Origin of the sequence: Streptomyces albidoflavus (assembly GCF_000719955.1) — a bacterium.
GTDB lineage: Bacteria > Actinomycetota > Actinomycetes > Streptomycetales > Streptomycetaceae > Streptomyces > Streptomyces albidoflavus.
The window spans coordinates 216,078-229,580 of sequence record NZ_JOII01000006.1 but is presented as its reverse complement, the minus strand read 5'-3'; the positions used below and the strand labels follow the sequence as shown (position 1 = coordinate 229,580).

General features: G+C 74.7%; 12 protein-coding genes. 8 read left to right on the top strand and 4 right to left on the bottom strand.

Annotated elements, in window-relative coordinates; translation table 11 throughout:
- Positions 1–107: 107 nt before the first annotated feature.
- The 7 genes from IF45_RS0108850 (at position 108) to IF45_RS0108825 (ending at position 5,749) form a co-directional block, all read left to right on the top strand.
- Positions 108–1,217: a hypothetical protein gene (locus tag IF45_RS0108850; RefSeq protein ID WP_018467964.1), complete on the top strand. Its 1,110-nt coding sequence runs from the start codon at positions 108–110 to the stop codon at positions 1,215–1,217.
- A 46-nt stretch (positions 1,218–1,263) separates the two neighbouring features.
- On the top strand, positions 1,264–1,428 hold the full coding sequence (locus IF45_RS33240) for a hypothetical protein (RefSeq protein WP_165394066.1): 165 nt from the start codon (positions 1,264–1,266) through the stop codon (positions 1,426–1,428).
- 254 nt (positions 1,429–1,682) lie between these two features.
- A complete protein-coding gene (locus tag IF45_RS0108845; protein WP_030306636.1) occupies positions 1,683–2,603 on the top strand; it encodes an ABC transporter ATP-binding protein in 921 nt (306 codons plus the stop codon).
- Positions 2,600–3,325 carry an ABC transporter permease gene (locus IF45_RS0108840; protein WP_030306633.1) on the top strand — a complete coding sequence of 242 codons (726 nt, stop codon included), beginning with the start codon at positions 2,600–2,602 and terminating at the stop codon, positions 3,323–3,325. The genes IF45_RS0108845 and IF45_RS0108840 overlap by 4 nt, the downstream gene beginning before the upstream one ends.
- 44 nt (positions 3,326–3,369) lie before the next feature.
- The gene (locus tag IF45_RS0108835) at positions 3,370–4,608 is read left to right on the top strand and encodes a sensor histidine kinase (protein WP_030306631.1); all 1,239 of its coding nucleotides are present in this window, start codon (positions 3,370–3,372) and stop codon (positions 4,606–4,608) included.
- A complete protein-coding gene (locus IF45_RS0108830; RefSeq protein ID WP_030306629.1) occupies positions 4,605–5,111 on the top strand; it encodes a VOC family protein in 507 nt (168 codons plus the stop codon). The genes IF45_RS0108835 and IF45_RS0108830 overlap by 4 nt, the downstream gene beginning before the upstream one ends.
- The gene (locus tag IF45_RS0108825; RefSeq protein ID WP_030306628.1) at positions 5,108–5,749 is read left to right on the top strand and encodes a response regulator transcription factor; all 642 of its coding nucleotides are present in this window, start codon (positions 5,108–5,110) and stop codon (positions 5,747–5,749) included. Before IF45_RS0108830 ends, IF45_RS0108825 begins: the two co-directional genes overlap by 4 nt.
- An 88-nt stretch (positions 5,750–5,837) precedes the next feature.
- On the opposite strand, the gene IF45_RS0108820 is transcribed toward IF45_RS0108825, so the two are convergent.
- The 4 genes from IF45_RS0108820 to IF45_RS0108805 all read right to left on the bottom strand — a co-directional run bounded on the left by IF45_RS0108820 (position 5,838) and on the right by IF45_RS0108805 (position 11,404).
- On the bottom strand, positions 5,838–7,388 hold the full coding sequence (locus IF45_RS0108820; protein WP_030306626.1) for an MFS transporter: 1,551 nt from the start codon (positions 7,386–7,388) through the stop codon (positions 5,838–5,840).
- 164 nt (positions 7,389–7,552) lie between these two features.
- Positions 7,553–8,722, bottom strand: coding sequence for a DUF7847 domain-containing protein (locus tag IF45_RS0108815; RefSeq protein WP_234344617.1), 1,170 nt, complete (start codon positions 8,720–8,722; stop codon positions 7,553–7,555).
- 195 nt (positions 8,723–8,917) lie between these two features.
- Complete coding sequence (locus IF45_RS0108810; RefSeq protein WP_003947805.1) at positions 8,918–10,111, bottom strand: acyl-CoA dehydrogenase family protein; 1,194 nt, start codon at positions 10,109–10,111, stop codon at positions 8,918–8,920.
- Between the two features lie 69 nt (positions 10,112–10,180).
- Positions 10,181–11,404, bottom strand: coding sequence for a CaiB/BaiF CoA transferase family protein (locus IF45_RS0108805; RefSeq protein ID WP_030306622.1), 1,224 nt, complete (start codon positions 11,402–11,404; stop codon positions 10,181–10,183).
- A gap of 324 nt (positions 11,405–11,728) precedes the next feature.
- Between IF45_RS0108805 and IF45_RS0108800 the strand changes: the two genes are divergently transcribed.
- Positions 11,729–13,495: an MFS transporter gene (locus tag IF45_RS0108800; RefSeq protein WP_030306620.1), complete on the top strand. Its 1,767-nt coding sequence runs from the start codon at positions 11,729–11,731 to the stop codon at positions 13,493–13,495.
- Positions 13,496–13,503: the final 8 nt, after the last annotated feature.

Genomic DNA, 13,503 nt, shown 5'->3' with positions numbered 1-13,503 from the left:
TCGCCGGAGGTGACGGCCCGATGACTACGGGTGTTTGTGCCATCGACAGTGCTCCCCCTGATACCGGGGAGAGCGGTGCCACGGCAGGGGCGGGGACGGCGGTACGGGTGGGGGCCGACGCGGTCCCGGCCGGGTGCGTGTTCGCCGCCGACGGCTCGTACGCGGCGCGGCTGACCAGGGAGGGACCCTCCTGGTACCCGGAGCGCTGGACGTTCGGCCCGGAGCCGTACGCCGTCGCGCTCGCCGGGAACCAGCCGGAGGAACCGGGCACGGAGGTGCTGCCGCTGGCCGACGGGCAGGTACTGATCCACCGGACCCCGGCGGGCCTGCACACGTTCTCGCTGCTCTACCCGACGGGCCCGGCGACCGGACCCGCGACCGGGCGGCAGACCGGGGAGCGCCCGCTCGGCTCGGTGGAGTGCGACGCGCTGTCGCTGCTCCCCGCGGCGCCGGACGGGGCCACGGCCTACGCGCTGGCTCCCGGCGAGGCGAGCACCGCGGTGTGGCGGGTGGCGGGGGGCGCCTTCGGCCCGGAGCACGTGGCGGAGGTGCCCGGGTTCTGCGCGGGCGGGGCGTGGCTGGACACCTCGGGGCGGCTGCTGGCGCTGGACCAGGAGCGGGACGGGGTGACGAAGACCGTGGTGGTGGACCTGGACCGGGGTGGAGAAACGACTCCCCTGCTCCAGATCGCCGAGCGCAGCAACGACCGGCTGCTGCTGGCCGATCCGGAGAGCGGGCTGCTGCTGGTCCGCTCCGACGCGGCGGGCGAGGACAGGATCGGCTGGGGGGTGCTCGGCAGCATGCTGCCGGTGCGCTTCCCCCGCTGTCTGCGCGCCCCCGACCTGCTGCTGACGCCGTTCGCGGTCCAGCCGGGGCAGCTCCTCACCCCGGAGGCGTGCGCGGTCGCGCTGCGGATGGACGGGCCGGGCGGAACCGGTATCGGCCTGTGGCGCCCGACCAGCCGGCACGTGGTGGGTCTGACGCCGCCGGAGGGGTGGCTGGCCGGCGCGGGCCGCTGGACACGCGCGGGCGTCCTGCGACTTCCGTACGCCACCCGGAACGTGCCGTGCGGCGTGGCCGATGTTCCTTTCCCCGCCTCGGCCTCGGAACCTGTGGAAGATCTCGCACCCGAGGAGCCGGAAGCGGAATCTCCTCCGGCGGCGCGCCCGGTACCCCTGCGGGAAGCTCCGCTGACGGGGCGTGCGGTAGTTGGTTAAACTCGCCCGGCTGTAAAGATCAACCGCGTTACGGGGTGAGTTGTCCATGACCAGGACCAGCACGGAGCACGAGGCCACGCCACCGCACGCCCAGGAGCCCGCACCGGGCGCCGGAAAGCACCGTGGTCCGGCCGCAGGGAACGACGAGGGAGCGGCCCCGCAGGGCCGTCACCGCAAGCCGTCCGCGAGCCAGGAGGCCGAGGCGGCCTGAGCCCGCCCGAGGACGTCCTCGCGGACACGTACGTGAAGTGCCCCGGCCCATCCGGCCGGGGCACTTCCGTCTGTCCGGGGGCGGTTCCCTCCACCGGGAAGGCGGGCGGCCGTCGGTGACATTTGTCCTGCCGGAGTCCGTACAAGCGCCTCTGCCGACGGGGGTGGCCGCGCTCGTAGCTTCGGAGCATGACGGGACAGCATGTGAAGGAAGTCGCGCCGACGGCCCACGATTCCGGCAGGGACACGTCCGGCGTGGGAGCGGCGGGGCCGCCGGTCGCGGTGCGGTTCAGCGCGGTCGTGCGGCGGTTCGGGAAGGTGACGGCGGTCGACGGTCTGGACCTGGAGCTGCCACCGGGAAGACCGGTGGCGCTGCTGGGGAGGAACGGCGCGGGCAAGTCGACCACGCTCTCGCTCCTGCTGGGGCTGGACCGGCCGGACTCGGGAGCGGTGCGGGTCTTCGGCCGCGCGCCCGGGCGTGCGATGCGGGACGGGCTGGTCGGAGCGATGCTCCAGGACGCCGGCGGGGTGTCACGGGTGACGGTGCGGGAGGTGGTCGCGATGGCCGCCGCCGCGGCGCCCCGGCCGATGGCGGCCGGGGCGGCGATGGAGCTGGCGGGCGTCGCGGAGCTGGGCGCGCGCCGCGTCGACCGGCTCTCCGGCGGCCAGCAGCAGCGGGTGCGGTTCGCGCTGGCGGTGGTGGGTGATCCCCGGCTGCTGGTCCTCGACGAGCCGACGGCGGCGCTGGACGCGGCGGCGCGCCGGTCCTTCTGGGAGTCGCTGCGCGCCTTCGCCGACCGGGGCCGGACCGTGCTGTTCTCCACCCACTACATCGAGGAGGCCGACGACAACGCCGACCGGATCGTCGTCATCGACCGGGGCCGGATCGTCGCCGACGGCAGCGGCGCCCACATCAAGCGCTCGGTCGGGGTCCGGCTCGTCTCCCTCGACCTGGACGGCACGGACCCGCAGCGCTGGGCCGAGCTGCCCGGAGTGCTGAGCGTGACCGTCCACGGCGACCGGCTGCGCCTGCGTTCGGCCGACTCCGACGCCACCGTCCGGGCCCTGGCGGCCGCCGGGGCCGTACGCGGACTGGAGGTGTCCCCGGCACGGCTGGAGGACGCCTTCCTCGACCTGACCTCGGCGAAGACCGGCCCGGAAGGAGAGACCCGATGATGCGCGCACTCGGCCCGTACCTCGCCCTGGAGGTCCGGCGGACACTGCGGGACCCCTCGTTCCTGGTCTTCACCGTGGCCATGCCGGTACTGATGTACCTCCTCTTCACCAACCTCGGCCAGGTGGACGCCGAGTGGCGCGCGGTCGCGATGGTGGGGATGGCGGCGTACGCGGCGCTCGGCGCGGCCGTGTCGACGGGGACGGGCGTGGCCTCGGACCGTTCGTCGGGGTGGCTGCGGCAGTTGCGGGTCACCGCGCTCCCGCCGGCCGGGGCGGTGGTGGCGCGGGCGGCGAGCGGCGCGGTGACGGTGCTGCCCGCAGTGGCGGCGGTCCTCGCGGCCGGCGCCCTCGTCAACGGCGTGCGGCTGGCACTGTGGCAATGGGCGGCGCTGGCGGGCCAGTTGTGGCTGGGCTCGCTGCCGTTCACCCTGCTGGGACTGGGCAACGGCTACCGCCTGACCGCCCAGGCGACCGGTGTCGTCAACATGGTCACCGTGCTGGGACTCTCGGTGGTGGGCGGCCTCTGGTTCCCCGCCGAGGCTCTTCCCGCCTGGCTGAGTCCGGTCGCCGCGTACACCCCGGCCTCGCCGTTCGCCGCGCTGGGCCGCGCGGTGCTCGGCATCCCGACGGACGGCTGGGCGCTCGCCGTCCTGCCGGGCTGGGCGGTGGTGTTCGGCACGTACGCCGTGGCCTCGTACGGTCGGTCGGCACGCGCCGTCTGACGGGGGCGGGCGGGGGCATGGCGAGGCGAGTGGAGGGGGTTGCGATGCGGACGGACGAGGCGGACGGCTGCGAGGCGAGGAGGCCGCTGCCGGCGAGGCTGCGGCCGCGACGGCACCGGGGGTACACCTTCCTGCCCTGGCTGATCCTGGGCGCGGGAGCCCTGTCCCACCTGGTGCAGGGCGGGACACCCAACCCGTGGCTGGGCGGGCTGCACCTGCTGGTCTTCAACACCCTGTACATAGCGGTCGTCTTCCGCGCCTTCGACGAGCTGAAGCGCTCCAGCCCGTCGACCCTCTGGCTCCTCGGCGCGATGACGGCCGCCACCTACCTGGTGGCCGTCACCTACGGCGGCAGCTGGCTGATGTTCATCCCGCTGCTCTCCCTGGCCTGCGGCACCGTGCTGCGGGGGCGCCGGCTGGCCGTGGTGCTGGCGGTGCTCAGCGGGTCGGGCGCCGCGATAGCGGCCTGGGAGGGGAACCTGTGGAACGCCGTGTCGATCGGGTACGGGACGTACCTCTCGGGGCTGGTGACGGCGACGCTCCTGAGCCTGTCCCGGATGGTGGTGGAGCTGCAGCGGACCCGCCAGGAGCTGGCGCGGACGGCGGTCGAGCGGGAGCGGCTGCGGTTCTCCCGCGACCTGCACGATCTGCTGGGCCACACCCTCTCCGTGGTCGTCGTCAAGGCCGAGGCGGCCCGGCGGCTGGCACCGCACGACCCGGAGGCGGCGGGTGCGCAGATGCTCGACATCGAGGAGGTCGGGCGGCACGCCCTGACCGAGGTGCGGGAGGCCGTCTCCGGGTACCGGGAGGAGAGCCTGGGCGCAGAACTGGACCGTGCGCGCAGTCTGCTGGCGGCGGCCGGGGTCGCGATGGAGGTCAGCCGGGAGGGACCGCCGCTCCCGCTCCGGGTGGAGGCCCTGCTGTGCTGGGTGGTCCGGGAGGCGGCGACCAACGTGGTGCGGCACAGCGGCGCTTCGCGCTGCCGGTTCACGGTGTCGGCGGACCCCGAGGGCACGACCCGGCTGGACGTCACCGACGACGGCCGGGGCCGGCAGGAGCCGGGCGACGCCCCGGGAAGCGGCCTGGCGGGACTGGCCGAGCGGATCGGATCGGCGGGCGGACGGTTGCGGACCGGGCCGGGGCCGGAGGGGCGCGGCTTCTCCGTCCGGGCCGAACTGCCGATGTTCATGGAGTACGCCGAGTACACCGCGTCCGCCGGGCCGGGAGAAGAAGGGGACCGAGGTACCGGGGAGACGGAAGGGCGGACGGTGGTGGGGTCGTGAACGCGGGCAATGGGGCGAGGGGTTCGGCGCCCGCGGGCTCCCGGGACATCCCGGGCGGCGTCGGCGGCACGCTGCACCACGTGGAGGTGTGGGTCCGGGACCTGGAGGCGGCGGTGGCGTCCTGGGGATGGCTGCTGGAGCGGCTGGGCTGGGTTCCGTACCAGCGCTGGGAGTGCGGGCGGAGCTGGCGGCTGGGTGGGACCTATCTGGTCGTGGAGGCTTCTCCGGCGGTCCGGGGCGGGGCGTACGACCGGCGGCGGCAGGGAGTGAACCATCTGGCGTTCCATGTCGCGGGTGAGCAGGAGTGGGAGAAGGTGACGGCGGAGGCCCTGGAGCGGGGGTGGCGGCTGCTCTTCACCGACCGGCACCCCTTCGCCGGCGGGCCGGGGCACCGGGCCGCGTATCTGGAGAACGGGGAGGGGTTCGAGGTGGAGCTGGTGGCGGTGGAGGAGGGCACGGAGGCCGTGGGCGGGGCCGGTCCGGGGGCGGGGGTGCCTTCGTGAACGGGACGACGGGGGCGGGCGGGCTGGGGAAGTCCGTGCGGGTGCTGCTCGCCGAGGACCAGGGGATGATGCGCGGTGCGCTGGCCCTGCTTCTGGGGATGGAGCCGGACTTGGAGGTCGTCGCCCAGGTCGGGTCCGGGGACGAGGTGGTGAGCGCGGCCCTGGACCAGCGCCCGGACGTGGCGCTGCTGGACATCGAGATGCCGGGGCTGAGCGGTCTGGAAGCGGCGGCGTTACTCCGGGATCACCTGCCGGGGTGCCGGGTGGTGATGGTGACGACCTTCGGGCGACCGGGATATCTGCGCCGGGCGATGGATGCCGGGGCGGCCGGGTTCGTGGTCAAGGACGGGCCGGTGGAGGAGTTGGCCGAGGCGGTGCGGCGGGTGCTGCGCGGGGAGACGGTGATCGATCCGGCGCTGGCGGCGGCCGCGTTGAGCGCCGGCCCCAATCCGTTGACGGGCCGCGAACGGGACGCCCTGAACGCCTCGGCGGACGGGGCGACGGTGGCGGACATCGCGGTGCGGCTGCGGCTCTCGGAGTCGACGGTGCGCAACTACCTCTCCGCCGCGATCGGCAAGACCTCGACCCGCAACCGCATGGAGGCGGTCCGGGAGGCCCGCCGCCAGGGGTGGCTCTGACGGCGGCCGGGGTGGCTCCCGCCAGGACGCCACCCCGGACCAGGCGCACGGACGGGTGCGGAGGAAGACGAGGGAGGTCCCCGGCCGGTCAGCCTTCCTGGCGGAGGGGCGCGGCTCCCGGGGTGTCCCCGCGGGCGGCCGTGGGGTTGATGCCGGGCGGGTCCTCCTTGGCCGGGTGGTCCGTGGAGGGCGGGCCCGAGGCGGTGGGGGCCGTGGAGGTGCGGCGGCGTTCGCGGGGAAGCCAGAGCAGGCCGAGGACGAAGGCGCCGGCGAGCATGACGGCGGCGGTGCGGAAGGCGAGGGCGTAGCCGTCGGTGAGGGCCTCGGGGGCGTCGGCGCCCGCCGTGGCGGAGGCGGCGACGGTGGAGAGGATGGCCAGGCCCAAAGCGCCGCCCATGGTGCGGGAGGTGTTGATGAGGCCGGAGACCAGTCCGGCGTCGCGCGGGTCGGCGCCGGAGACGGCGAGGGAGGCGAGCGGGGTTCCGGCGAGGCCGGCGCCGGCCATCATGACGATGCCGGGGCCCAGGATGTCACCGAGGAACGTGCCGTCCGCCCGCATCGTCGACTGCCAGCCGAACCCGGCGGCGGCCACGGCGGTACCGAGGAGGACCACCGGGCGGGCCCCCAGGGAGCGCATCAGCACGGGCGCCAGTTTGGCGCCGGAGACGACGGCGAGGGAGCTGGGGATCAGGGCCAGACCGGCGAGGAGCGGGGAGTAACCGAGCACGTTCTGCGCGTACAGGGTCATGAAGAACCACATGCCCATCATCGCCGCGCCGCTGATGATCATGACGGCGTTGGCGGCGGAGACCGAGCGGACGCGGAAGAGCTTCAGCGGCATCAGCGGGGCGCGCGAACGGGCCTCGACCAGCAGGAAGCCGAGGATCAGCAGGACGGCGACCGCGAGGGCGACCAGGGTGCCGGGGGCGTCCCAGCCCTGGGCCTCGGTCTCGGCGATGCCGTAGGCGAGGACGGCGAGTCCGGCGGTGACGAGGACGGCGCCGGGCAGGTCGAGGCGGCGGCCGGTGGTGGCGCGGCTCTCGGTGAGCCAGCGGGACGCGGCGGCGAGCACGGCGATGCCGATCGGGACGTTGATGAGGAGGACCCAGCGCCAGGACAGGCCGTCGGTGAGCACCCCGCCGACCAGGCCCCCGGCCGCGCCACCGCCGGCACCCACCGCCGACCAGGTGCCGATGGCGCGGGCCCGGGCGGGCCCCTCGGGAACGGCGGAGGTGAGCAGCGTCAGGGTGGACGGGGCGAGGACGGCGGCGCCCAGACCCTGGACGGCGCGGGCGGCGAGGAGTTGCCAGCCTTCCTGGGCCACTCCCCCGGCCAGCGAGGCGGCGGTGAAGACGGCGAGGCCGACGAGGAACATCCGCTTGCGGCCGAAGAGGTCCCCGGCCCGGCCGCCGAAGAGCATGAACCCGGCGAAGGCGATGGAGTAGGCGTTGACCACCCACTGGAGGCCCGTGGCGCTCAGCGCCAGGTCCTCGCGCATCGAGGGCAGTGCGACGTTGACGACGGAGACGTCGAGCACGACGAGGAACTGCCCGGCGCAGACGGCGAGGAGAACCGCCCAGGTCGGAGGGGTACGGCGGCCCGCGGCACGCGCGGAATCGGGGAGAGGGTGGTCGGCCATACCTGTCATGGTCGCAGGCCGGGCGTGGCCCGTACACCGAGAAAGGGGGAGACCGGGACAAGGGACCACGCGGTGGGCGGAGGGACGTAGGTCCATCGGCCGAGGCGGCGCGTGACCGGGCCGCCCGTGCGGCGGGCCGGCCACGCGCCGGAGACCTGGTGGGCTCAGCCGCCCTGCCCCGTCGCGGGCGGCGCCTGCGGTCCCGGGCCGCCCTGCCCCACTTCGCCGATCAGGGCGTCGGCCAGCCCCTCCTTGCGGATGCGCAGGTCGACGTAGACGAGGGCGGCGGTGAGGTGGGTGAGGGTCATGCCGACGATCTGGACCACCGAGCCCACCAGCAGACCGATCACCGAGCCGACCAGGATGTCGGCGAGGAGCGCGCGTACCTCCGCGCTGCCGAACCATCCCGTGTCCGTGTTGTCCACGACGAGCGAGTCGGCGGGGCTCTGGAACGCGCCGGTGAGGATCTGCAGGGCGAGGCTCAGCCCCATCGCCATGAGGGCCGCGAGGAGCAACAGCCCGAAGGTGCGCCACCAGTTGTCACGGACCAGCCGGACGGAGCGGCGGAGGGCACCGACAGGGCGCTGGCCCTCGAACACGGCCGCCGGAGTGGCGAGGGCCAGCCTGATCCCCAGCCAGACCGCGAGCGCGGCCACTCCGAGGAACAGGAAGGGCATCAGCACCAGCCAGGGACCCGCATCGCCCCGGGAGAGCAGCGCGACCATGGTCAGGACCATGAAGAGGGCCATCAGCGCGACCGGGATCGCCACGATCAGCCCGCTCAGCAGCTGGATGCCGAGGACGGCCGGGAAGCGCTTCACCGACCTGAGGACCTGGCCGAACCGGGCGGGGCGGCCGAGCACCGCCTCGCGGGTGACGGTGGTGCAGGCCACGGCGACGGCCGCGTTGACGACCAGCGCGAGCACCATGAGGGTGCCCCAGATCAGGCCGAAGGAGGCCACCACAGCGGTCAGCTCGGAGCTGGACGGCAGCCCGTCGGCGGAGCTGTCGAAGAGCCGGTCGATCGTGTCCCGCTGGGCGTACCAGCCGGCGAACAGGGCGCCGGCCCCGACCACGGCGTACACGCCGTAGATCACGCCGGCCACCCCGAACAGGCCCCCCGGGTAGCGGCGCATCGTCGCGAAGACGCCGCCGAAGATGTCGCCGGCCTGGAGCGGACGCAGCGGGATGACGCCCGGCTTCGGCGCGGGCGGCGGCCACCCCCAGCCCCACGGCGGCGGGGGCGGCGGTCCCCACGCGGGTCCGCCGGGCTGTCCCGGGCCCTGCCCGCCGCCCTGGCCACCCGGCCCCGGTCCTGGCTGTCCGTACGTCATGTGGGTCCCCCCTGTCGACGGCGCGCGTCCCCTGACCGCGCCGGTGGTTGTCCGGCCGGCGGGCGCCCTGCGTCGCACTCCCCCGTCACGCTCCCCCGCGCCCCCCCGGAGCTGCCAACGTATCCGCAGGTCAGCGGCAGGGGGAGAGGGAGAGCCCGGACCGTTATCAGCCCGATGCGGGGAGGGGGTCCGCGGTCAGCGGAAGGCGGCGTGGCCGGTGAGGGCCTGGCCGAGGGAGAGGGTGTGCATCTCGGTGGTGCCCTCGTAGGTGAGGACGGACTCCAGGTTGTTCATGTGGCGGATGACCGGGTACTCCAGGGAGATGCCGTTGGCACCGAGGATGGTGCGGGCGGTGCGGCAGATCTCGATGGCCTCGCGGACGTTGTTGAGCTTGCCGAAGCTGATCTGCGCGGGGTGGACGCCGCTCTCGCTGTCCTTGAGGCGGGCGAGGTGGAGGGCGGTGAGGGTGCCCTTGTGGAGTTCGAGGGCCATGTCGACCAGCTTCTGCTGGGTGAGCTGGAAGGCGGCGATGGGCTTGCCGAACTGCTCGCGCTGTCCGGCGTAGTCGGCGGCGGCCTGCCAGGCGGAGCGGGCGGCTCCCAGCGCGCCCCAGACGATGCCGTAGCGGGCCTCGTTGAGGCAGGTCAGAGGTGCGGAGACGCCTCGGGCGCCGGGGAGTTCGGCGGAGGCGGGCAGGCGGACGCCGTCCAGGACGAGTTCGCTGGTGACGCTGGCGCGCAGGGACATCTTCCGCTTGATCAGGGGGGCGGAGAAGCCGGGGGTGTCGGTGGGGACGGCGAAACCCCGGATGCCGTCGTCGGTCTGGGCCCAGACGACGGCGACGGCCGCCACGGCGCCGTTGGTGATCCACATCTTGCGGCCGTCGAGGACCCAGTCGCCGCCGTCGCGCCGGGCGCGGGTACGCATCGAGGCGGGGTCGGAGCCGTGGTCGGGCTCGGTCAGGCCGAAGCAGCCGATCGCCTCTCCGGCGGCCATCCGCGGCAGCCACTCCTGCTTCTGCTCCTCGGAGCCGAACCGGTGCAGGGCGTACATGGCGAGCGAGCCCTGCACGGAGACGAAGGAGCGCAGCCCGGAGTCGCACGCCTCCAGTTCGCGACAGGCGACGCCGTAGGCCAGGGCGCTGGTGCCCGCGCAGCCGTACCCCTCCAGGTGCATGCCGAGCAGCCCCATCGCCCCGAAGTCGCGGGCGAGTCCGGGCAGGTCGGGGATGTCCCCGCGCTCGAACCAGTCCCCGATGTGCGGGGCGATCCTGTCGTCGCAGTACCGGCGGACGGTGTCGCGGACGGCCCGGTCCTCGTCCCCGAGGAGCGCTTCGAGGCCCAGCGGGTCGACGGGGTCGAGCGGGGCGCGGCGGGTGCTGGCGGACATGCGGTCTCCCTGAGGGTCGGGGATGGGTACGGCAGTGGTGCGGACGCAGCGGTTCCGGAGGGGGGCGGGTCAGGAGGCGGGCCCGCCGAGGATGCGGGCAAACTCGGCCTCGTCGTAGCCGAGTTCGGTGAGGATCTCGGCGCTGTGCTCGCCCAGGGCGGGCGGGGCGGTGCGGACCGGTGGGCGGACGCCCTGGAAGCTGACCGGGAAGGCGACCTGGCGCAGTGGGCCGCCGGTGGCCGGGTGGTCGACGGTCCGGACCATGCCGAGCGCCTCGGTCTGCGGGGAGGCGTAGACCTCGTCGAGGTGGCGGACGGGGGCGGCCGGGACCCCGGCTTCCCGGAGGAGGGCGCTCCAGTGGGCGGTGGGGCGGGTGGCGAGGAGGGGTTCGAGGTGGGCGTTGAGGGCGTCGCGGTGGGTGACGCGGGCGCTGTTGGTGGTGAAGCGCGGGTCGTCGGCGAGGGCGGGGAGGCCGAGGGCCGCGACGAGGGAGCGGAAGAGGGCGTCGTTGCCGACGGCGACGACGAGGTGCCCGTCGGCGGTGGCGTACGCCTGGTAGGGGACGAGGCTGGGGTGGCCCGAGCCGAGCCGGGTGGGGCGCTCGCCGGTGGCGAAGTGGGCGGTGGCCCAGTTGACGTGCAGGGCGAGCTGCGACTCGTAGAGGGAGGTGGTGAGGTACTGGCCCTTTCCGGTGCGGGCTCGCTCGACGAGGGCGGCGGTGACTCCGGCGAGGCCGAAGAGGGCGGCGCCGAGGTCGCCGATGGCGTAACCGGCCTTCACCGGGGGGCCGTCGGGTTCGCCGGTGAGGGACATGAGGCCGGCGGCGGCCTGGGCGGTCATGTCGTAGCCGGGTTCTCCGGCGAGGGGGCCCTGCTCGCCGAAGGCGGAGAGGTGCAGGACGACCAGGTGCGGGTGGCGGGCGCTCAGTTCCTGGTAGGCGAAGGTGCGGGAGAGGGAGGAGCCGGGGCGGAAGTTCTCGACGGCGATGTCGGCGCGGGCGAGGAGGCGGTGGGCGGCCTCCTCGCCCCGCTCGGTGGTGAGGTCGAGGGTGAGGGAGCGTTTGTTCCGGTTGGCGGCGAGGTAATAGGTGGCGTCGTCGCCCTGGAAGGGCGGGCCCCAACGGCGGGTGGGGTCGCCGCCGTCGGGGTGTTCGACCTTGACGACCTCGGCGCCGAGGTCGGCGAGGGACATCGTCAGGTAGGGCCCGGCGAGGATCTTGGAGAGGTCGACGACGCGGATTCCGGCGAGCGGGCCGGGGCGCTCGGGGGCCGGCCCGGGAGCGGGCTGCTGCATGCGTCCTCCACTGGTGGGCGGCGGGGGCTGTCCCGGCCGCGGCGGGTGGCGTGGTGCGTCGCGCGACGGGATCACTCTGCCCGAGCCGGTCGGGTCAGGTCCATGACGGAGGCCGGGTCCGGGCCGTGTCCGGGCCTCTCCGCGCTCCCCCGGTGCGCCCCCTGACGCGTCCCGTGCGGGGGCGCGTGCCTCCGGGGCGCCCGCCCGGAGCGCGCGGCGACGGGGAATAGTGGAGCCGTCAACCAGCTTCTCCGTACATGTAGTTGGTGCGGCGGGGTGATGCCCCCTGCCCGCCCGTCCCCACAGCTCATCAGGAGGTCCCCCTTGCCGCAGGTCCCCGGTCCGGCACCCACCCCGAAGGTTCCGCCCACCTCTTCCGGCGGCGGCCGGGGCATCGTCGCCGTTCTCGCCTTCGCGGGGATCACGGTGGCGGTGATGCAGACCCTGCTGGTGCCGGTCATCAAGGATCTGCCGGTGCTGCTGGGAACCGGCGTCGCCGACGCGACCTGGGTGATGACGGCGACCCTGCTGGCGGGCGCGGTGGCGACGCCGGTCATGGGGCGGCTCGGCGACCTGTACGGCAAGAAGCGGCTGCTGCTGCTCTGCCTCGCGGTGATGGTGGGCGGCTCGGTGCTCTGCGCCCTCACCTCCGCGCTGGTGCCGATGATCGTGGGCCGGGCGCTCCAGGGGTTCGCGATGGGCGCCATCCCGCTGGGCATCGGCATCATGCGGGACGTGCTGCCGGCGGAGCGGCTGCCCTCGGCGATGGCGCTGATGAGTTCCTCCATAGGCGTCGGCGGCGGCCTCGCCCTGCCCGCCGCCGCGCTGATCGCCCAGCACGCCGACTGGCACGCCCTGTTCGTCGCCTCCGCCGTCCTCGGCACCGCCGCCTTCACCCTGGCCTGGTGGATCTGCCCGGAGAGCCCGGTGCGCGCCGAGGGCCGCTTCGACCTGCCGGGGGCGGTGGGGCTCGCGGCGGGCCTGATCTGCCTGCTGCTGCCGGTCACCAAGGGCACCGAGTGGGGGTGGACGGCCCCGGCGACGCTCGGCCTCTTCGGCGCGGGCCTGCTGGTGCTGACCGGCTGGGGGCTGTACCAGCTGCGGTCCTCCTCGCCCCTGGTCGACCTGCGCACCAGCGTCCGGCGCACGGTCCTGCTGACCAACCTCGCCTCGGTCATGCTCGGCGTCGCCTTCTACGCCGTCTCCCTGGTCCTGCCCCAGCTGGTGCAGCTCCCCACCGCCACCGGCTACGGCCTGGGCGAGTCGATGATCGTGGCGGGCCTGTGCATGGCCCCCCTCGGCCTGACGATGATGCTGGTCTCCCCGCTCTACGCCCGCCTGTCCACCCGCTACGGGCCCCGTTCGACGCTGCTGCTGGGCATGGCGGTGATCATGGTGGGCTACGGCGGCGGACAGGCGCTGCTCACGGCGGCCTGGCAGACCGCGGTGATCGCGGCGGTCCTCGGCGCGGGGATCGGGCTGGCCTACTCCTCGCTGCCCGCGCTGATCATCGGCGCCGTCGACCCGCGCGAGACCGGTGCGGCCAACGGCCTGAACACGCTGATGCGGTCGGTCGGCACCTCCCTGTCCAGCGCCGTCATCGGCATGGTGCTGGCCGGGACGGCCGTCCCGTTCGGCGGGGTGGAGCTGCCGTCGATGACCGGGTTCCGGCTGGCCTTCCTCATCGCCACGGGGGCGGTCGCGGTCGGCGTGGTGCTCGCCTTCTTCCTGCCGTCGGGGCTGCCGGCCCGGCCGGAGCAGGCCCTCATCGCGCCCCTCGGGGAGCCCGCCGCGCCGCGAGAGGACCCGTACGCGCTGACCGGGCGGGTCCGCGATGCCGGCGGGGTGCCCGTCGCCCACGCCAACGTCACCCTGCTCACCCCGGGCGGCGTCCAGACCGCCCGGACCACCGCCGACGAGGCGGGGGCGTTCCGGCTGACCGCGCCGGGCCCCGGCCGGCACCTCCTGGTCGCCTCGGCGAGCGGGCACACCCCGCAGGCCGTACCGGTGCACACCGGCGGCGCCACCGCACCGGCCCCCGTGGAGCTGGTGACCGGGCTGGCCAGGGCGGGGGCGGCGCTGGCGCCCTGACCTGCGGC